The organism is Mycobacterium sp. DBP42, from assembly GCF_005924235.1.
Taxonomy (GTDB): domain Bacteria; phylum Actinomycetota; class Actinomycetes; order Mycobacteriales; family Mycobacteriaceae; genus Mycobacterium; species Mycobacterium syngnathidarum.
Genome location: NZ_VCMY01000001.1, coordinates 252824 through 272085 on the forward strand (window position 1 = coordinate 252824; position 19262 = coordinate 272085).

General features: G+C 66.9%; 22 protein-coding genes and 2 pseudogenes. 7 read left to right on the top strand and 17 right to left on the bottom strand.

Annotation, left to right across the window (positions count from 1 at the left end):
- Positions 1–81 precede the first annotated feature (81 nt).
- Positions 82–717 (top strand): S1 family peptidase, encoded by a 636-nt coding sequence (locus E0T84_RS01250; RefSeq protein WP_138743673.1) that lies wholly within the window; start codon positions 82–84, stop codon positions 715–717.
- Between the two features lie 14 nt (positions 718–731).
- Here the strand turns inward: E0T84_RS01250 and acs are convergent, their stop codons facing one another.
- A complete protein-coding gene (gene acs, locus E0T84_RS01255) occupies positions 732–2693 on the bottom strand; it encodes an acetate--CoA ligase (RefSeq protein ID WP_138743531.1) in 1962 nt (653 codons plus the stop codon).
- 126 nt (positions 2694–2819) lie between these two features.
- On the opposite strand from acs, the gene E0T84_RS01260 reads away from it, so the two are divergent.
- Entirely contained in the window at positions 2820–3563 is a 744-nt protein-coding gene (locus tag E0T84_RS01260) for an oxidoreductase (RefSeq protein WP_138743532.1), read from the top strand.
- Between the two features lie 427 nt (positions 3564–3990).
- On the opposite strand, the gene E0T84_RS01270 is transcribed toward E0T84_RS01260, so the two are convergent.
- A complete protein-coding gene (locus E0T84_RS01270) occupies positions 3991–4848 on the bottom strand; it encodes an HAD-IB family hydrolase (protein WP_371725679.1) in 858 nt (285 codons plus the stop codon).
- Between the two features lie 422 nt (positions 4849–5270).
- Here E0T84_RS01270 and ssd point away from each other — a divergent pair, with 422 nt between their 5' ends.
- Complete coding sequence (gene ssd, locus E0T84_RS01275) at positions 5271–6350, top strand: septum site-determining protein Ssd (RefSeq protein ID WP_138743534.1); 1080 nt, start codon at positions 5271–5273, stop codon at positions 6348–6350.
- Positions 6347–7342 (top strand): annotated as a pseudogene (locus E0T84_RS01280) (TadA family conjugal transfer-associated ATPase); the annotation flags it as partial. The gene ssd and the pseudogene E0T84_RS01280, both read left to right, overlap by 4 nt.
- Before the next feature lie 138 nt (positions 7343–7480).
- Here the strand turns inward: E0T84_RS01280 and E0T84_RS01285 are convergent.
- The 4 genes from E0T84_RS01285 to E0T84_RS01300 all read right to left on the bottom strand — a co-directional run bounded on the left by E0T84_RS01285 (position 7481) and on the right by E0T84_RS01300 (position 10095).
- Positions 7481–8029, bottom strand: a complete 549-nt coding sequence (locus E0T84_RS01285) for a hypothetical protein (protein ID WP_036432564.1) — start codon at positions 8027–8029, stop codon at positions 7481–7483.
- Positions 8030–8083: 54 nt separating this feature from the next.
- Positions 8084–8719 (bottom strand): class I SAM-dependent methyltransferase, encoded by a 636-nt coding sequence (locus E0T84_RS01290; RefSeq protein WP_036432566.1) that lies wholly within the window; start codon positions 8717–8719, stop codon positions 8084–8086.
- Between the two features lie 20 nt (positions 8720–8739).
- A complete protein-coding gene (locus E0T84_RS01295) occupies positions 8740–9351 on the bottom strand; it encodes an isoprenylcysteine carboxylmethyltransferase family protein (protein WP_036432568.1) in 612 nt (203 codons plus the stop codon).
- An 81-nt stretch (positions 9352–9432) separates the two neighbouring features.
- A complete protein-coding gene (locus E0T84_RS01300) occupies positions 9433–10095 on the bottom strand; it encodes a thioredoxin domain-containing protein (RefSeq protein ID WP_036432571.1) in 663 nt (220 codons plus the stop codon).
- A gap of 95 nt (positions 10096–10190) precedes the next feature.
- Between E0T84_RS01300 and E0T84_RS01305 the strand changes: the two genes are divergently transcribed.
- Together E0T84_RS01305 and E0T84_RS01310 are read left to right on the top strand one after the other, a co-directional pair.
- A complete protein-coding gene (locus E0T84_RS01305; protein ID WP_371725680.1) occupies positions 10191–10568 on the top strand; it encodes an ArsR/SmtB family transcription factor in 378 nt (125 codons plus the stop codon).
- Positions 10565–12541 carry a cation-translocating P-type ATPase gene (locus E0T84_RS01310; RefSeq protein ID WP_036432573.1) on the top strand — a complete coding sequence of 659 codons (1977 nt, stop codon included), beginning with the start codon at positions 10565–10567 and terminating at the stop codon, positions 12539–12541. The genes E0T84_RS01305 and E0T84_RS01310 overlap by 4 nt, the downstream gene beginning before the upstream one ends.
- Positions 12542–13139: 598 nt before the next feature.
- Here E0T84_RS01310 and E0T84_RS01320 read toward each other — a convergent pair.
- The 11 genes and pseudogenes from E0T84_RS01320 to E0T84_RS01370 form a co-directional block, all read right to left on the bottom strand.
- A complete protein-coding gene (locus E0T84_RS01320) occupies positions 13140–13505 on the bottom strand; it encodes an STAS/SEC14 domain-containing protein (RefSeq protein ID WP_036432576.1) in 366 nt (121 codons plus the stop codon).
- Between the two features lie 23 nt (positions 13506–13528).
- Entirely contained in the window at positions 13529–13861 is a 333-nt protein-coding gene (locus E0T84_RS01325) for a YnfA family protein (RefSeq protein WP_036432578.1), read from the bottom strand.
- A gap of 10 nt (positions 13862–13871) precedes the next feature.
- The gene (locus E0T84_RS01330; RefSeq protein ID WP_036432580.1) at positions 13872–14204 is read right to left on the bottom strand and encodes a hypothetical protein; all 333 of its coding nucleotides are present in this window, start codon (positions 14202–14204) and stop codon (positions 13872–13874) included.
- Positions 14191–14643 (bottom strand): MerR family transcriptional regulator, encoded by a 453-nt coding sequence (locus E0T84_RS01335; RefSeq protein WP_036432581.1) that lies wholly within the window; start codon positions 14641–14643, stop codon positions 14191–14193. The genes E0T84_RS01330 and E0T84_RS01335 overlap by 14 nt, the downstream gene beginning before the upstream one ends.
- Positions 14640–14984, bottom strand: coding sequence for a hypothetical protein (locus E0T84_RS01340; RefSeq protein ID WP_036432584.1), 345 nt, complete (start codon positions 14982–14984; stop codon positions 14640–14642). The genes E0T84_RS01335 and E0T84_RS01340 overlap by 4 nt, the downstream gene beginning before the upstream one ends.
- A 73-nt stretch (positions 14985–15057) precedes the next feature.
- Entirely contained in the window at positions 15058–15516 is a 459-nt protein-coding gene (locus E0T84_RS01345; protein ID WP_036432587.1) for a low molecular weight phosphatase family protein, read from the bottom strand.
- A gap of 27 nt (positions 15517–15543) precedes the next feature.
- The gene (locus tag E0T84_RS01350) at positions 15544–16212 is read right to left on the bottom strand and encodes an arsenate reductase ArsC (protein ID WP_055119549.1); all 669 of its coding nucleotides are present in this window, start codon (positions 16210–16212) and stop codon (positions 15544–15546) included.
- Between the two features lie 57 nt (positions 16213–16269).
- Positions 16270–17323: pseudogene (arsB, locus tag E0T84_RS01355) on the bottom strand (ACR3 family arsenite efflux transporter); the annotation flags it as partial.
- The gene (locus E0T84_RS01360; RefSeq protein ID WP_036432596.1) at positions 17320–17700 is read right to left on the bottom strand and encodes a metalloregulator ArsR/SmtB family transcription factor; all 381 of its coding nucleotides are present in this window, start codon (positions 17698–17700) and stop codon (positions 17320–17322) included. The pseudogene arsB and the gene E0T84_RS01360, both read right to left, overlap by 4 nt.
- 42 nt (positions 17701–17742) lie before the next feature.
- On the bottom strand, positions 17743–18255 hold the full coding sequence (locus E0T84_RS01365) for a DinB family protein (RefSeq protein WP_036432600.1): 513 nt from the start codon (positions 18253–18255) through the stop codon (positions 17743–17745).
- A 63-nt stretch (positions 18256–18318) separates the two neighbouring features.
- Positions 18319–18795 (bottom strand): ArsI/CadI family heavy metal resistance metalloenzyme, encoded by a 477-nt coding sequence (locus tag E0T84_RS01370; protein WP_036432603.1) that lies wholly within the window; start codon positions 18793–18795, stop codon positions 18319–18321.
- Positions 18796–18895: 100 nt separating this feature from the next.
- Here E0T84_RS01370 and E0T84_RS01375 point away from each other — a divergent pair, with 100 nt between their 5' ends.
- The gene (locus E0T84_RS01375; RefSeq protein WP_036432606.1) at positions 18896–19255 is read left to right on the top strand and encodes an Rv2640c family ArsR-like transcriptional regulator; all 360 of its coding nucleotides are present in this window, start codon (positions 18896–18898) and stop codon (positions 19253–19255) included.
- The last annotated feature ends 7 nt before the right edge of the window (positions 19256–19262 follow it).

Below are 19262 nucleotides of genomic sequence, written 5' to 3' on the forward strand. Positions count from 1 at the left end.
GGCGCGTCGATTGGAGGACACTTGACGAGCAGACGCCGCTGGCAGTGGCTCATCGGCGCACCGGTCATCGCCCTGGTGGCGATGCTGACTCCGGCTCCGGCGCATGCCGATCCACCGGTGGTCCTCGGCGGCGGATCAGGCATCGTGGTCAACGGCGATGCGTTCTGCACGCTCACCACGATCGGGCACGACAATGCCGGCCGTCTGATCGGATTCACCTCGGCGCACTGCGGCGGGCCAGGTGCCACGGTGTCGGCTGAAGGCGCCAACGGTGCCGGGGTGCTGGGCACGATGGTGGCCGGCAACGACAACCTGGACTACGCCGTGATCCAGTTCGACCCGGCCAAGGTGACTCCGACCAACAACGTCAACGGGTTTCAGATCGACGGGCTCGGCCCGGACCCGGCATTCGGCGAGATCGCCTGCAAGCTGGGGCGCACCACAGGTTATTCGTGCGGCGTCACCTGGGGGCCCGGACAAGACCCCGGCACCATCGTCAACCAGGTGTGCGGTCAGCCCGGTGACTCCGGGGCGCCGGTCACCGTGAACAACCGGCTGGTCGGCATGATCCACGGCGCGTACACCGAGGAACTGCCGACCTGTGTGGTCAAGTTCGTGCCGCTGCACACCCCGGCCGTGACGATGTCGTTCAACACGCAGTTGGCCGACATCACCGCCAAGAACCGGCCGGGAACGGGTTTCGTGCCCGTCCGTTGATCCGCTCGGCGGAACTACTTGCTGGCGCGGATCGCCTCGAACACGCTGGGGTCGACCAGGGTTGAGGTGTCACCCAGCTCGCGGCCCTCGGCCACGTCGCGCAGCAACCGGCGCATGATCTTGCCGCTGCGGGTCTTGGGCAGCTCGGGCACCACGTGGATCTCGCGCGGCTTGGCGATCGGGGAGATCTCGGTGGCCACTTGGGCGCGCAGTTCGTCGATCATGGTGGCGGCACCGCCGTGCGCGCTGGCCTTGAGGATGACGAACGCGCAGATGGCCTGACCCGTGGTGTCGTCACTGGCACCGACCACGGCAGCCTCGGCCACCCCGGAGTGCCCGACCAGGGCGGACTCCACCTCGGCGGTGGAAATACGGTGTCCGGAGATGTTCATGACGTCGTCGATGCGACCCAGCACCCAGATGTTGCCGTCCGAGTCGTAGCGGGCGCCGTCACCGGCGAAGTACCAGCCCTGCTCGGCGAAGCGCGACCAGTAGGTGTCTTTGAACCGCTGCGGGTCGCCCCAGATGCCGCGCAGCATCGACGGCCACGGCTGGTCCAGCACCAGGTAACCGGTGACGTGCTCGGCCTCATCGGCACCGGGCACCAGTTCGTTGCCGTCGTCGTCGACGATTTTGGCCGAGATGCCGGGCAGCGGGGTCATCGCCGAGCCCGGCTTGGCCGCGGTGACACCGGGCAGCGGGGAAATCATGATGGCCCCGGTTTCGGTCTGCCACCAGGTGTCCACGATCGGAGTCTTGCCCGCGCCGATGGCTTCCCGGTACCAGCGCCAGGCCTCGGGGTTGATCGGCTCGCCCACCGAGCCCAGCAGCCGCAGGCTGGACAGGTTGTGCTCGGCGGGGATCTGCCGGCCCAGCTTCATGAAGGTGCGGATCAGCGTGGGCGCCGTGTAATAGATTGTGACACCGTACTTTTCGATGATCTCGAAGTGGCGGTGTTCGGTGGGCGAGGTGGGAGTGCCTTCGTAGACCACCTGGGTGGCGCCGTTGGCCAGCGGGCCGTAGACGATGTAGGTGTGCCCGGTCACCCAGCCGATGTCGGCGGTGCACCAGTACACATCGGTCTCGGGCTTGAGGTCGAAGACGTTGTAGTGCGTGTAGGCCGACTGGGTGAGGTAGCCGCCCGAGGTGTGCACGATGCCCTTGGGCTTTCCGGTGGTGCCCGAGGTATAAAGCAGGAACAGGGGCTGCTCGGAGTCGAACGCCTCGGGAATGTGCTCGGTCGACGCCTTGTCGACGGTCTCGTGCCACCACAGGTCGCGGCCGTCGGTCCAGTTCACGTCGATTCCGGTGCGCCGGACCACCAGCACGTGCTCGACCGACGGCTGATCGGCGACCGCTTCGTCGACGGCGTCTTTCAATGAGGCGGCCTTGCCGCGGCGGTACTGGCCGTCGGTGGTGATGACGAGCTTGGCCGCTGCATCCTCGACGCGGGCCTTGAGTGCGCTGGCCGAGAACCCGGCGAACACAACACTGTGCATGGCGCCCAAACGGGCGCAGGCCAGCATGGCCACAATGGCCTCGGGCACCATCGGCATGTAGATGGCGACCCGGTCGCCGGCGGTCAGGCCGAGTGCGCTCAGCGCGTTGGCGGCTTGGGAGACCTCGTCTTTGAGCTGGGCGTAGGTGATATCCCGGGCGTCGCCGACGGGCTCACCCTCCCAGTGAATCGCGACCCGGTCGCCGTTGCCGGCCTCGACGTGGCGGTCGACGCAGTTGTAGGCAACGTTGAGCTTGCCGCCCACGAACCACTTCGCGAACGGTGCCTCCGACCAGTCGAGTACCTCGGTGAACGGGGCCTGCCAGCTCAGGCGGTCGGCCTGGGCGGACCAGAACGCCAGCCGGTCTTTCTCGGCCTCGGCGTACAACTCGCCCGTCGCGTTGGCGTTGGCCGCGAAATCGGCAGGCGGCGGATAGGCTGACGGAACTTCGGTAGGCGTCGATGGCGCGTTTGACATGGGTGTGAGCCTAGTCACCAAAGGTTGCAGCGGCGTTGGGAGCTCACAAGAGGTTGCCGGGCGGCGGTCCAGATGCGCCCAACGGTCGGCGAGAAGACGTTCAGCGGTCGGCTAGCGTTCTGGGGTATGACGACCGATCCACTCGCACCGCTGGTCGATCTGCCCGGTGTTTCCGCGGCCAGCGACGAGGCGCGTGAGGCCCTGGGCCGGGCGCATCGACACAAGTTCAATCTGCGGGGCTGGCCGCAGACCGCGGCCGAAGCCGCCCTGCGTGCGGCACGGGCCTCGGCGGTGCTCGACGGCGGCGCCGTGCAGTGGTCTGCCGACGGTGAACCGGATCCGGTGACCGCCGGTGCCATCCGGGTGGCCGAGGCGCTCGACGGCGGCGCCACCTCGCTGGTCGCGGTATGGCAGCGAGCCCCGATGCAGGCATTGGCCCGGCTGCACGCTCTGGCCGCTGCCGATCTCACCGACGACGAGCACCTGGGCCGGCCACGCACCGATCCCGACGTCGGTCGCCGCCTCGAGCTGCTGACCGAGATATTGGCCGGGGGCTCCAAGGTTCCGGCCCCGGTACTGGCCGCCGTCGGGCACGGCGAACTACTCAGCCTGGCTCCGTTCGGCACTGCTGACGGCGTCGTCGCCCGCGCGGTCTCGCGTCTCGTGACGATCGCCAGCGGCCTGGACCCGCACGGCCTCGGGGTCCCCGAGGTGCATTGGATGCGCAAGTCGGGGGAGTACCGGGCTGCGGCACGGGGATTCGCCTCGGGCACGCCCGACGGGCTCACCGCCTGGCTGCTGTTCAGCAGTGAAGGCCTCAAGGGCGGCGCGCGGGAAGCCCTGCAGATCGCCCAGTCCGCGGCAGGATGAGGCTCCCGGTCGAAACGCATTCAGCAAACGAAAGCGGGCGACGGTCCGAAACGTGTTCGGCTCGTCGCCCGCTAGCACGGATACCGGTTACCAAGCGTGCCAATGTGGGTTGCGTGGGTGGCCTCGGCGTCCTTGCGATGCGCTTCGGCTGCAACCCCACCCAAAGGGCCGTCGTGGCCGTCCGCTCTTCGCAATCACGCAGGCCCGCAACACTTTTGCCTATTCCGCGGCATGTGCTCCGCGTGGGTGCCGGGACCCGTGCTGGGGAGCCTGGTTCGGGAGATTTAGCCTTCTCTTCCGGCTAAGCCTTGGCCTCATCCAAGCTTCCGTGGTTCCTTTGTACTACGTGACCACGGTCACAGCAAGGGTGAAATGTGCCCCGACTTCTGATCGTTACGCCGCAGCGTCAGCTACTACGTGCGGTAGGTCAGGACGTAAAGCGGCGCAGGAGTGAATACGTCAGTGCACCCGCCGCCAACGCGCTGATTCCGACGGCTGCGGTGGTGGCCACCGCAGCCCCGGAGGGCGCGGGAATCCGGTTCCGCAGCGACACCGGCCTGGTGAAGGTCAACACGGGCCAGCTGCGGGAGGCGGCTTCCTTGCGGAGACCGCGATCAGGGTTGACCGCGGTGGGGTGCCCCACGGATTCGAGCATCGGAATGTCGGTGATCGAGTCCGAATAGGCGTAGCAGTGGTCCAGGGCGTAGCCCTCACGTGCGGCCAGGGCGCGGATCGCGGCGACCTTGCCCTCGCCGTAGCAGTAGAAGGCGATCTCGCCGGTGTAGCGGCCCTCTTCGACCACCATCCGGGTGGCCATGGCGTGGGTGGCTCCCAGCGCTCTGGCGATCGGCGCCACGATCTCCTCGCCCGAGGCCGACACCACCACGACGTCGCGGCCGCACAGTTTGTGGTCGGCGATCAGCTCGGCCGCCTCGGCGAACACGAGCGGGTCGACGATGTCGTGCAAGGTCTCGCCGACGATCGACTTGACCTGTTCGACATCCCAGCCGGTGCACATGTTCGTGATATAGCTGCGCATCCGGTCCATCTGGTCGTGGTCGGCACCCGACATCAAGAACAAGAACTGGGCATAGGTCGACTTGAGGACGGTGCGCCGGTTCAGCAATCCCTGGTCGAAGAAGGGTTTGCTGAAAGCGAGGGTGCTGGACTTGGCGATGACGGTTTTGTCGAGGTCGAAGAAGGCCGCGGTGCGCACTGGCCGACCGTCCTGCGGCCCGGATTGCTGTGCGCTCAACTCCCCGGCAGCCCGATCGGATGCGGTCACAAGCGCCAGCATAGAGGCAGGTGCATCGCCATATCCGACTGCCAACCCAAAATGGCAGTTCAAGACACAATCTCCCGAGGGCGTCGCCGGGGGCCCGCGCGGTAGCCCGCACAGGCGTCTCTTGCATGTTTTGGCAGTTCCGTGTGTATAGTGAGCATTACTCGGCTTATGCCGAGGGTGTATCAGCCCGACCCCCCGGGGCTGATACACGACGACCTCCGCCTCCTCCCCCCCTGGCGGGGGTCGTCCCTTTTCTGGGGGGAAGAATCCTCGGCGGCCGGACTTCGTTGGTTGCGGAACCGTATTTTCACTCGAGCTGTGCGGTACGTTCGCGGACCGCCGTTCATCCACAGCGCGCGGTTCATCCACAATCTGCGAATTGGTGATGGCGGGGGCCCAGCGGTTGCCCGCAGGGTGAAGACATGGCTGCCCCGAACTCCACCGCCACCGGCACGGTGCTGGCGCTGATCGGTGATCCACTGCTGCGTGAAGACGTGTCGCGGGTGGCGGCAGCGGCCGGGGTCGGCCTCGTCATCGTCGACGACTCCGCTGGGCGGAAAGCGTGGATCGCGGCGTCGGCGGTGCTGCTCGATGCCGCGGCCGCACAGCGTTGCGCCGCCCGGACGCTACCCCGGCGCCCCCGTGTCATCCTGGTCGGTCACCAGGACCCGCGGCCCCGCGATTGGCAGGCCGCGATCTCCGTCGGCGCGCAACATGTCGTGACTCTTCCCGCCCAGGACGCCGATCTGGTGGCGGCCCTGTCCGAAGCCGCCTGGCACGACGACGCCGGCCGTGGCCCGGTAGTGGCGGTGGTCGGTGCCCGTGGGGGAGCGGGCGCATCGGTGTTCGCGGTGGCGCTGGCGCAATCGGCGCCGACCGCGCTGTTGGTCGAGGCGGATCCGTGGAGCGGCGGGATCGACCTGGTCGCGGGCAGTGAGGACCTGCCCGGCTTGCGCTGGCCGGACTTGGCGCTGCAGGACGGCCGGTTGGGTTATCCGGCGCTGCGCGACGCGCTGCCCCGTCGGGACGGGGTCAGCGTGCTCTCCAGCGGGCGTTCGGGCACCGATATCGAAGCGGGGCCGCTGGGCGCCGTCATCGACGCCGGGTGCCGCGGGGGTGTCACGGTCGTGTGCGATGTGCCGCGTCACAGTACCCCGGCAGCCGAAACCGCTTTGGATGCAGCTGATCTGGTGGTCGTGGTGACACCCGCCGATGTGCGGTCATGTACCGCGGCGGTGGCCGCACGGCCATGGGTGCTGGCCTGCAACCCGAATGCCGGTGTCGTCGTGCGGGGCCCGTCGCCCGGTGGACTGCGGGCAACCGAGGTGGCCCGCATCGTGGACCTGCCGCTGCTGGCCGCGATGCGACCGCAGGGCGGCATCGCCGAGGTGTTGGAGCGCGGCGGGTTGCGGGTGCGGTCCCGGTCGCCACTGGGTTCGGCGGCGCAGCGGGTGCTTTCGGTGCTGGCGGCCCATCCTGCGCAGGACGCGGGGGCCGCATGAGCGCATCGCTGATCGACCGGGTACGGGAACGTCTCGTGGCCGAGATATCGGCGTCCACCCACGGTGCCCTGAGTCCCGGTGTGGTGGCCGCGGCGATCCGCGCCGAGTCCGGCGGCCTGCTCGGCGACACCGAGGTGCTGAGCAATCTGCGGCTGCTGGAGACCGAACTGACCGGAGCGGGCATCCTCGAGCCGCTGCTGTGCGCGCCGACCACCACCGACGTTCTGGTGACCGCCCCTGACGCAGTGTGGGTGGACGACGCCAGCGGGTTACACCGCAGCACAGTCTGTTTCCCCGATGAAGGCGCGGTCCGCCGGCTGGCCCAGCGGTTGGCACTGCTGGCCGGACGTCGGCTGGACGAGGCGCAGCCGTGGGCGGATGGTCAGCTCACCGGCGTCGGACCGTGCGCCGTCCGATTGCACGCCGTGCTGCCGCCGGTCGCTGCCGCGGGTACCTGCCTGTCCCTGCGGGTGTTGCGTCCGGCCACCCAGAATCTCGATACCCTCACGCGGTCCGGGGCCATTCCACCGCCAGCTGCCGACCTCGTGCACGCGATCATCCGGGCCCGGCTGGCGTTCCTGATCTCAGGCGGCACGGGGTGCGGGAAAACCACCCTGCTGGCTGCGGCGCTGGGCGCGGTCCCGGGACATGAACGCATCGTGTGCGTCGAGGACGCCGCCGAACTGGCGCCGCCGCACCCACATCTGGTCAAGCTCGTGGCTCGGGGTGCCAACGTCGAAGGCGTCGGCGAGGTGACTGTGCGCGATCTGGTGCGTCAGGCATTGCGGATGCGTCCGGACCGGATCGTCGTCGGTGAGGTTCGTGGGGCCGAGGTGGTGGACCTGCTGGCGGCGCTGAACACCGGGCACGACGGCGGGGCCGGTACCGTGCACGCCAACAGCCCGGCGGAGGTGCCAGCCCGGCTGGAGGCCCTTGGCGCGCTCGGCGGCTTGGACCGCTCCGCGCTGGTCAGCCAACTGGCCGCGGCCGTGTTATCTGGGGTCAGATTCTGATGTTTACTGTTGTTCCCGCTGAGGCGATCTGATCTAGTCGGGCCTGATCGGAAACAGGTTAGGCTGTTGGTGTTTCCGGTTAGGGGTTGGTTGGTGCGTTCTGGTTGACGCGACGATTCAGGAGCCCATCATTCCGCGGCCGCCCATCATCGGGCCCATCATGGCGGGCATGCCGTCGGTGACGAAGCCGGTGACTTCGTGTGCGTGGGCGCGGATGGTGTTGGTGAGCTCGGGGTCGGAGGAGGTCTCGGTGGCGATAACTCCGTTAGGTGTCAGTGTGATTCGCCGCTGGTAGTCGGTTGCATGGCGGAACAGGGTGGGCAGGCTTTGACTCATGCAGCTCACTTCGGCGCCTTGGTCGAGATGCTGATACATCGAGGAGACGTGGGCGTGCAGTTGCGCGACGAGATCGGGGGCGTCGGATTCGGTGGTGGTACGGATGCCTCCGGGGATGTTTTCCACGGTGCGGCGCAGTTCGGTGTGGCGGGCGAACATGGTCATGTAGCGATCCATGTCGGTGCCGGAGACTCCGCCCATCATGCCGGGACCGTTGGCGTTCCCGGTGGGCATGCGAATACTGTTGGTGCGCAACAGGTATCCCAGTGCGGCGATCGCCCCTGCCCCACTGAGTAGGGCAAGTGCGGCGCGTCTGGTGAATTCGGTCATGTGCGGCTGCTTTCGTGATGGTGTCCCGCTCGGACCCCTTGGCTGCAGGGCAGGTCAGGTGGCAGGGGTTTTGTGGGCGACGACGCGTTCGACGAGGCCGAGTGTGAACCGCTCACGATGGTCGATCGCGAGGTCGGTCGCGGCCCGCAGGTGCTCTAGGGGGCGACGTAGGAAGTGTTCGCCGCCGAGGGGAATGGTGAATAGTTCGAGGCCCCGCTGCACGGCTCGGACTGGGGCGGTGCTGCTGCGGATGTGGTCGACGAGGATGAGTTTTCCGCCGGGGCGCAGGACTCGGGTCATTTCGGTGAGGGCTTGGGTGTGGTCGGGGATGGCGCAGAGCCCGAAGGTGCAGACGACGGTGTCGAAGCTGGCATCGTCGAACGGCAGGTGATGCGCGTCGGCTTGTTGCAGGGTGGCGGGGTGACCGAGGTCGGCGGCGCGTTGGCGGGCGATGTCGAGCATCTGCTGGCTCCAGTCGATCCCGGTCAGGGTGACGTTCTCGGGGTAGAAGGCAAGGTTGAGTCCGGTGCCGATCGCGACCTCCAGGACGTCGCCGGTGGCTTGGCTGCAGACCCATTGGCGGGAGTCGCCGAACAGGTGGCGGTCGAAGAACCCGATCTCACGGTCATAGGTGCGAGATTTCTTGTCCCAGTACCGGTTCCAGCGGGCGGTGCGATCATCGGTGGGCATGGTTCACCTCGCGTCGGCGGTCAGACGGTCAGGCGGCGTCCGATGTAGGGAACGAACCGGCCGACAGCCCCACAGTAGTCCCGGTAGGCCTGGCCGTGGATGGTGTTGAGGTAGGGCTCTTCGACCACTCGTACCTGCAGTTCGATCGTGGCCCACAAGACGGCGAAGGCGGCCAGGGCAAGCGGGTTTGGGGTGATCAGGGTGATGCCGGCGGCGAAGATCAGCATGGCGGTGAAGATGGGGTTGCGTACCAGCGCGAACACGCCGTGGCGCACCAATGTGGTTGTTTCGCTGGGGTCCACTCCGATGCGCCACGATGGGCCCATGTCGCGTTGGGCGTGGACGGTGGCGGCGATCCCGGCGACGGCCAGCACTATGCCGGTGGTCTGGATCCACGGCGCATCAAGCACGGCCATCGGGGTGAGGATGTCGAGCAGTTGCAGCAGGGGCGCGGCCGCCCCGGCGAGGATGGCGGCGATGAATCCGACACCGGCCAACCATTGCAGCGACCCGGGCCGACCGTGGATGCCGCGGAATCCGGTGGATCCGGTGTGGCGGTATTGGGTCCAACTGCGCCAGCCGAACCCTAAGACGGCAAAGATCACGTAGAAGATGAGCGCGGTGGCGGGCATGGGTGAAACCTCCTGGCCGGGACTGGGATAGGTGCCGATGTGGAGATGGGCGTTAAAGCCGATGGACGTGGGACGGCGCGGTTAGTTCTCGGCGAGCGCTTGATCAAGGGCCTTGGCGAGGTCTTCATAGCTGTGCGGTTGGATGCGGGTGCCGTTGAGGAAAAACGTCGGCGTGCCCTGCACCCCCAAGGCCCGGCCGTCGGCCATGTCGAGCCGGATGCGCTCCAGCGTGGCGGGATCGGCGTAGGCCGCGTCGAAAGCGGCCATATCCAGGCCGAGTTCTGCTGCGAATCCACGGAATACGTCATCGGCCGGGGTTTGCTTTTCACCCCACTGAGCCTGGGTGTCATACATTTTGCGATACACCGCCTCCAGCTGGCCCTGCTGGGCGGCGGCTTCCACGGCCCGGGCGGCCCGCTCGGCGTTGACGTGCGCTGGCAGCGGGAAGTGGCGGATCACGAAATTCACCCGGTCCCCGTATTCAGCCCGCAACTTTTCGATCTCCGGGTAAACCGCGCGGCAACCCTCACATTCGAAGTCGAGAAACTCCACGAACGTCACCTTGCTCTCAGGCACCGAGTTGAGCCGGTGACTGTTCTCCCGCACCACCTGCCCGATCTCGCTGGTATCGGACTGCGCTGGGGCGGTCGAGTCACGGTCGCGCACCGACAGGTAGACCAGCGCACCGATCGCCATCGCGGCGATGACGAACGCGGTGAGCAACATGCGGCTGGCGCGCGCCATTCAGATACCTCTTTCGTGGGATCGGCGGCTATATCGCATGGCATCGATGTTGGCGAGGTTGACCGATCAATAGCATTGGACGCTATCATCGTTATGTGGCGATGAAAAGTGGTTCGGTCGATCCCGCGGTGTGCGGGAATGTGGATGCGGCGACGGCGTTGTTTCACAGCCTCTCGGATGCGACCCGGTTGGCGATCCTGCGCCGCCTGGCGGGTGGTGAGGCCCGGGTGGTGGATCTGACGGGCGAGTTGGGGTTGGCGCAGTCGACGGTGTCGGCGCATCTGGCCTGCCTGCGTGACTGCGGGTTGGTGGATTTCCGGCCGCAGGGCCGCGCCTCGGTGTATCGGCTGGCCCGCCCGGAGCTGCTGGAGATGTTGCGCGCGGCCGAGGCGGTGCTGGAGGCCACCGGCAACGCGGTGGCGTTGTGCCCCAACTACGGCCTCCCCGATCAGCGGAAGAAGGTTGCTCGATGAGTGAGGCGTGTGGCTGCGGCAGCGACGAACGTAGCGACGACGAGCACGAACCCGAACGGCTCTGGGAGATCACCGAACTGCGCGCCGCCGCGGTGGCGGGTGTGGTGCTGCTGGCCGGGTATGTGGTCGGCGGGGCCGGCGGGCCCCGCCCGGTCGAAATCGGGTTGTATGCGCTGGCGTTGGCGATCGGGGCCTACACGTTCGTGCCCTCGACGCTGCGCCGGCTGACCCAAGGCAAGATCGGGGTCGGCACGCTGATGACGATCGCCGCGGTCGGCGCAGTGATCCTCGGCGAGGTCGGCGAGGCCGCCATGCTGGCGTTCCTGTTCTCCATCAGCGAAGGTCTCGAAGAATACTCGCTGGCCCGCACCCGCCGCGGCCTGCGCGCCCTGTTGTCGCTGGTGCCCGATGAGGCCACCGTCCTGCGCGACGGCGCCGAAACCATCATCCCGCCAAGCGAATTGCGGGTGGGTGACCGGATGCTGGTCAAACCCGGTGAACGCGTCGCCACCGACGGGGTCATCGTCTCAGGCCGTACCGCGCTGGATGTTTCGGCGATCACCGGCGAATCCGTGCCGGTGGAGGCCGGGCCCGGTGATGAGGTGTTCGCCGGGTCGATCAACGGCACCGGGGTGCTCGAGGTCGAGGTCACCAGCAGCGCCGCCGACAACTCGCTGGCCCGCATTGTGGCCATCGTGGAGGCCGAGCAGTCCCGCAAGGGCGAAGCCCAGCGCCTGGCCGACCGCATCGCCAAACCCCTGGTCCCGACGATCATGATCGCCGGCGTCCTCATCGCGGCCATCGGCAGCGTGTTGGGTGATCCGCTGGTGTGGATCGAACGCGCCCTGGTGGTGCTGGTGGCGGCCTCCCCATGCGCGCTGGCGATCTCGGTGCCGGTCACCGTGGTCGCCGCGATCGGCGCGGCCAGCAAGCTCGGCGTCCTGGTCAAGGGCGGCGCGGCGCTGGAAGCCCTGGGCGCGGTCCGCACCGTGGCGCTGGATAAGACCGGCACATTGACTGCCAACAAGCCCACCGTCATCGACGTCGCCACCACCAACGGCGCCACCCGCGAGCATGTGCTGGAGGTCGCGGCGGCGTTGGAGGCCCGCAGCGAACACCCCCTGGCTGCAGCGATCCTCGCCGCCGCCGAGGGCCCGGTCCGACCCGCCGAGGAGGTGGAGGCGGTCACCGGCGCCGGCCTCACCGGGTATCGCGACGGCCGCCGGTTGCGGCTCGGTCGGCCCGGCTGGCTCGATCCCGGCCCGCTGGCCGAACAGGTCGCCAAGATGCAGGCCGCCGGGGCGACCGCGGTGCTGGTCGAAGACAACGGTCAGGTCATTGGGGCGGTCGCGGTGCGTGACGAACTACGGCCCGAAGCCGCCCGGGTCGTCGAGGCGTTACGCCGTGGGGGTTATCAGGTGGCGATGCTGACCGGTGACAACCAAGCGACCGCGACCGCCCTGGCCAAGCAGGTGGGGATCGATACGGTGCATGCTGATCTGCGGCCCGAAGACAAGGCCGCGCTGATTAGTCAACTGCGCCAACATTCCTCGACGGCCATGGTCGGTGACGGCGTCAACGACGCCCCCGCCCTGGCCACCGCAGACCTCGGCATCGCCATGGGCGCAATGGGCACCGACGTGGCGATCGAAACCGCCGACGTCGCCCTCATGGGTGAAGACCTGCGCCACCTCACCCAAGCCTTCGCCCACGCCCGCCGTGCCCGGCGCATCATGCTGCAAAACGTCGGCCTCTCACTGGGCCTGATCACGGTACTCATTCCGCTCGCCCTCACCGGGATGCTGGGGTTGGCCGCGGTCGTCGCCGTGCACGAACTCGCCGAAATCGTCGTCATCGCCAACGGGGTCCGCGCCGGACGCACCAAACCCCTCCGGGGCGCCATCATCGAAACCGGAACCGACTCCCACCGGCTGGCACACACCCGCACCCAGGAAACCACGACAGCCAGTTGAACTCGGGGCGCAACAGGATCACGTCACAGCCAAGAGGGGTCGGCCGAGCAACGGGGTGAAACCCCGGATCGATCAGGTCAACGGTGTCGCACTCCGCAGCGCCGCCAGCACGCGATCCCTGGTCGGAAGGTCCAATCGGCATGCATCAGCTGCCAACTCAGTGCCCGGCTTCATGATATCCACACCATCAACGAGCACCGTCGGCGATGGATATGCACCGACCCTTTCCACCACCACATCGTCAGCGATACCCACCTCAGACAGACACTCGGCGAGCAAGCGCCGAGCCGCCGCCGCATTCGGACACCCCGGGCTCGTGAGAAGCTCCACACGCATACATCCAGCTTCGCTCAACCCGCGCGAGTTCTGCACGCCTCCAGGCGGGGCCAACTGACACCGCCCAGGCGGAGCCAATTTAGGTTGACATAGGCACGGTGCACGAAATCGTCGTCATCGCCAACGGTGTGCGCGCCGGACGCACCACACCACTGGCCGCTGGTGCCACGACCGAAGCGCCGACGGCGGCTGCAACGCACACATAGGCCCACCACCAGTGGTGGCGCTGCTGGCTGACGCTGGCCTGACCGCTCAGCGGGCGCTATGCGCGAAGCCAGTCCCATGCGGGTTCGAGTTGATCGCGTGGAAACGTCTTCAGTTGACCGCGGATGAGCAGTGCCGCGGGTATTTTGACGCACCATTCTTCCCATTTCGGGGCGCCCAGCATGGCGATCTTGTCGAAGTGACGTCGATGTTTGAGGTCGAAGATCGTGTTGGCCCAGGCCGCGGGAAGGGTCCAGCCTTCAAAGGATTCGTCGATCAGGATCAGCACCCGCAACGTGGTGTACTGCTCCAGAAGGGAGTCGATTCGTGGGCCGAGCACGTCGCGGTAGGTTTGCCGGTTCAGCTTGCCGCTGAACCGGATTCCGACGACATTGCCGGTGCTGCAGGACAGGAACTCGATCACAGCATGCCCCTCCTGGGGAAGTGTCAGTGCGCGCGTGGGCCGTACATGATCACGGCGACGCCGGCCAGGCAGACCAGGGCGCCGATGATGTCCCAGCGGTCGGGTCGAAACCCGTCCAGCGCCATGCCCCAGGCCAGTGAGCCGGCGACGAACACGCCGCCGTAGGCGGCCAGGATCCGGCCGAAATGCGCATCCGGCTGCAGGGTGGCGACAAACCCGTAGATTCCGAGTGCGATGACGCCGAGCCCGGCCCATAGCCAGCCGCGTTGCTCGCGCACACCTTGCCAGATCAGCCACGCGCCTCCGATTTCGGCGACCGCGGCCAACACGAACAACAGGATTGAACGGATCACCATGGTGATGACCCTAGGAGACCTGGCCGGGCACTGGGGCCGCTGCCGGCTGTGATCGTCGGCACCGGCAACTGGTGTTCGTGTTCGGACGAGTGCACTGGCAGGTGTCGGCTCCGCGTCGGCGGTAGGCGCGGATCTGTGACACGACCACCCCGACGACTCCGACGGCGATGAGCGCGAATCCGAGTGGCTCTAGCCACCGGGAACCGACGAGCAGCATGCCACCGCCGGCGATGCCGGCCGCGGCCAGCAGTGGCACGACCACACAGCAGCCCACACATGCCAGCGCCCCGACGCCGATCGATGCCCACCACGCCTTGCGGGCGCGGTCGTCAGCAGCAGCCACCGGTGCCGCCTTTCGTCTCGTTGTCGGGTTCTGCGGTGAATGGTAGTGGGCAGCAGGGGCTTTCGGCGCAGGCGAGGAGGTCGTCACAGCCCGCGGCGAGCGCAGCACGCAGCGTGTCGCGCACGGCGGTAAGTTCGGCGAGCTTCTGGTCGACCTCGGCCAGTTTGGTGGCCGCCCGGGTGTGTAGTCCGGCCTCGGAGCGGCTACCGAGTCGGGTGGCGGCCAACAGGTCGGCGACTTCGTCGAGGGTGAAGCCCAACCGTTGCGCGGCCTTGATCACCCGCATCATGGTCACGGTTTCCGGTGGGTATAGGCGGTGTCCACCCAGTGATCGCTGCGGCTGGCGCAGCAGGCCGCGTCGCTCGTAGTAGCGCAGCGTCTCGGTGTTGACCCCGGCTGCGGCCGCGACCTGCCCGCTGCGCAATCCGCTGTCGCTCACCGCGTCTGCCCCGTCGTCATGTCACCGATCCGCTGTGCGAGGGCGTCGAGCACGTCGGTGTGCGACGGGGGAACGCCGATGCTTATCACCACATCCGAACCGGCCGTGTCGAAGTCGAAGCGGAAAAACGAGCAGCAGCCGACTTCGCGTGCCGCCAGGTCGCGGGCAGCGGCCTCGGCGTCGGCGGCCAGCACAAGATCCAACCGTGTGGCACTCACCCGTACCGACCGCAGCACCGATTGACCGAATAGCCCGTCGAACTCGGCCACCCGCAACGGCCGATCAACCGTGGGTAACGAGCACGAATCGGGCACCCAACCCGTAGTTTCCTCGCTGGCCATACGTCGACGATAAACCCGTACCTAGGTACGGAATGCAACCCTCAATCGGTGGCGAACGGCAGCGGGGTGGCCCTCAACCGTCTCGGCGGTCGGATTGTGTTGACTGGCCGGCGGGTGGTGCGGCCGCGGTGGACAAGTTGGCGGCCAGGGCCTGGACGCGCGTGGTGATGTCGTCGCGGATGATTCGCATGCGGTCGATGCCGTCGATGCCGCGCAGGGAGGGTTCGTCGGTGTCCCACCGTTGGATGGTGGTGCCGGGATGGTCCTCGAGTTGGGCTTGGGTGCCGACGATGACGACCAGATCGGCCTCGTCGAGCATCTGCTCGGTGAGTTGGGTGGGCTGATGGTCGCTGATGTCGACGCCGACTTCGGCCAATGCCTGCACCGATTGTTGGTTGACTGCACCCTTGGCGTGGGTGCCCGCCGAGGTCACGCGGATGTGCGGGCCGGCGATCTGCCGCATGAGCCCGGCGGCCATCACCGACTTGCCGGCGTTACTGACGCAGACGAACAACACGGATCTGTCGGCCATATCGGTGTTTTCCTTGGGTTTTCGCGATTAGCGGGTGATGGGCACGTTCAGATCGGTCAGGAGTCGGTGGATGCGTTCTTCGATGTCGTCGCGGATCGGGCGGACCGCGTAGAGGCCTTGGCCGGCGGGGTCGGGGAGTTCCCAGTTTTCGTAGCGTTTTCCGGGGAAGATGGGGCAGGCGTCGCCGCAGCCCATGGTGATGACGACGTCGGCGGCTTGCACGATTTCGTCGGTCCAGGGTTTGGGGTATTCGCCGGTGATGTCGATCCCGACTTCGTGCATGGCCTCGATGGCGGCGGGGTTGATCTCGTTGCCGGGTTCTGACCCTCCGGACCAGGCGATCGCGTTGTCGCCGGCCAGGTGGGTGAAGAAGCCGAGGGCCATCTGGGAGCGGCCGGCGTTGTGGGTGCATAGGAACAGGACGGTCGGTTTGCCGTCGCTGATCTTGCCTTCCACCCGGGCCAGGGCGTGGAGGCGCTGGCGGGCGAACCGTTCGGCCAGCAGCGGCAGGAAGTTGGGAATGGTGGCGCGGCCGGCGAACTGGTCGTAGGACGAGCAGAGGAACCGTTCGATGGTTTCGGTGCCGAAGGTGCCGTCGAACTCGCCGTGCAGACGGCTCGCCGCGGTTTTCAGGGCGAGTTGTTGGTCGATGGAGAGGTCGTGGCGCAGTTGGTGGGTGACGGGGCTGTCAGTCATCGGCTGGTTCCGTTCTCGTCGTCGAGCCGGTGGGCAGGTGTTGGGAGGTGTGGTGGCTGAACCGATTACGTAGCGCCAGCGAGACGTAGACCAATCCGACCAGGACCGGGACTTCGATGAGCGGGCCGACGACCCCGGCCAGCGCTTGGCCGGAGGTGGCGCCGTAGGTGGCGATCGCCACGGCGATGGCCAGTTCGAAGTTGTTGCCGGCGGCGGTGAACGCCAGGGTGGTGGTGCGCTCATAACCCAGATCCAACAGCGTGCCGAGCAGGTAGCCCCCGCCCCACATGACGGCGAAGTACGCCAACAGAGGTAGGGCGATGCGGGCGACGTCCCAGGGTTGGTGGGTGATCTGATCGCCTTGCAGGGCAAAGAGAATCACGATGGTGAACAGCAGACCGTAGAGGGCCCATGGGCCGATCGTCGGTAGGAACTTGGCCTCATACCAGTCGCGGCCCTTGGTTTTCTCGCCGATGCGGCGGGACAGGTAGCCGGCCAATAGCGGGATGCCGAGGAAGATGAGTACGGATTTGGCGATCTGCCACGGTGAGGTGTCGATGGTGGTTTGTTCCAGGCCGAGCCAGCCGGGCAACACCGACAAGTAGAACCAGCCCAGCACGGCGAACATGATGACTTGGAAGATCGAGTTGAGCGCGACGAGGACGGCGGCGGCTTCGCGGTCTCCGCAGGCCAGGTCGTTCCAGATGATGACCATGGCGATGCAGCGGGCCAGTCCGACGATGATCAGGCCGGTGCGGTATTCGGGCAGGTCGGGCAGTAGCAGCCAGGCGAGTGCGAACATCAGCGCGGGTCCGAGCACCCAGTTCAGGACCAGTGAGGAGAGCAGGAGTTTGCGGTCGCCGGTGACGGTGTCGAGGCGGTCGTAGCGGACTTTCGCCAGCACCGGATACATCATGATCAACAGGCCCAGGGCGATCGGCAGCGAAATCCCGTCGATCTGAACCTTTTCCAGAGCGGTGTTCAGGCCGGGGATCCAGCGGCCCAGCAGCAGCCCTGCGACCATGGCCGCGCCGATCCATAAGGGCAGGAACCGGTCGAGGGTGGAGAGCTTGCCGACGACCGCTGGAGGGGATGTGGTGGTGTCGGTCATGCCGATACTCCCGCCACGGTGTGGGCGGTGGTCGCGCCGAGGAGCACGGCCAGGCTGGCCAGCGCTTCGGGCACCACGGCGTAATACACCCACGACGCCCGGCGCTGCGAGGTCAGCAATCCAGCGTCCCGCAGCACTTTGAGGTGATGGCTGATGGTCGGCTGGGAGACTTCCAGCCCGGGTGAGATGTCACAGACGCAGGCCTCGCTGCCGGCGTGGCTGGCGATCGCCGAGAACAGCTGCAGCCGCACCGGATCGGCCAGCGCCTTGAGCTTGACCGCCATATCCGCCGCCACCGCCGCCGATATGGGTTCGTGCAGCAGGGCGCCCGGAGGGCAACACACTTGATCGGCCAACATCTCCCGGGACTTCGACATACATCGATATTGACAGCTATCGAATCAGATGGCAAATGAACGTCAGGTGAAGATGAGCTGGGCCGCGTGGAAGTCGAAATGGCGCCCTGGGTAGCGGTAGACGTCTTCGAGCGTCATGTAATCGGAGAAGAACGGATCCCATCCCGGCGGGAAGTGCATGCCGCGGCGCAGGGAGTCGTCGGTTTCTCGGGCGAGTCGTTGTTGCAGCGCGGCGATGACCCGGTCGAGTTTGGCGCCCATCCTGACCCGGTTGTAAACCAGGGCGGCGGCACACGATCCGTAGTAGTTGACGTGATGAAACGGCGTGGTCGCGGCGTTGAGCACCCGGGCGTAGGTGACGCTGACGCGGTCAGGCAGTCGGCCCATCACCCGCACCAGGGGCAGCAGTCGCTGCACGACCATGTAGCCGAACACCATGTGGAACAGCAATTGCTCGTTGGTCCAACGGGTTCCGCGCGTCGGGGCGCCCCAGTCGTCGGGACCGGCGGCCGCCAGTAGCTGGTGAAACGTGACACGCGCGCGCTCCAGATCGGCAGCGATGGCGTCGCGGTCCATGCCCCGATCATGCGCCTACCGCGGCCCGTGTGGCCACGGCCGCGGCAGGTCGCGAACGGTCGGCTAGCAGCAGGATGCTGCGGCTTGATCTGACTCCTTGGATGCGCCGCCGCAGCACACATCACCGTCACCCTCACTGGATTCGTCGAGGTGCTGTGGGCTGGCGCCGAATGTGTCGGAGTCGGCCAGCACGGTGTAGACCTCCCATTTCTCCCCGGCCGGGCCGGTCACCCAGACCTTGTCCTGGGTGGCGAAGCAACAGGTGGTGCCGATCTCCTCGTCGGTGAACAGCCCCTCGCCGGTCAGCCGGGCGATCTCGGCATGGACGGCTTCCCTGGACTCCACCTCGACGCCGAGGTGGTTGATGGTGCCGCCCTTACCGGGGTTTTCCAGCAGCACCAGCTTCAGCGGCGGCTCGGTGACGGCGAAGTTGGCATAGCCCGGCTTCACCTTCGCCGGAGTGGTGTTGAACAGCTTGGAGTAGAACGTGATCGCCTCATCGAGATCATCAACATTGAGGGCGAGTTGAACACGGGACATAATCCGCCTCCTCTAGGGCTGAGACATATATCGAATTGACGCGTCGACCTCAGGATGCCACCTTTTTGATATATGTCAAGATTGGTGGCAGGATGGGGTCATGCCCAAAGCGCTGCCCGTGATCGACATGTCCGCGCCGGTATGCTGCGCCCCGGTAGCCGCGGGCCCGATCAGCGACGACGACGCCCTGGCGGTGGCGATGCGCCTGAAGGCGCTCGCCGACCCGATGCGGGTCAAAATCATGTCTCTACTGTTCAGTTCGCGCCCCGGCGAGGAGACCAGCGGGGAACTGGCCGGGGCGCTCGACTTGAGCGAATCCACCGTCAGCCACCACCTGGGCCAACTCCGCAAAGCCGGGCTGGTGATCTCCGACCGTCGCGGCATGAACGTCTTTCACCGCGTCAAACCCGAAGCGCTCCAAGCACTCTGCGTGGTGCTCGACCCCGACTGCTGCACTTAGCCGACAG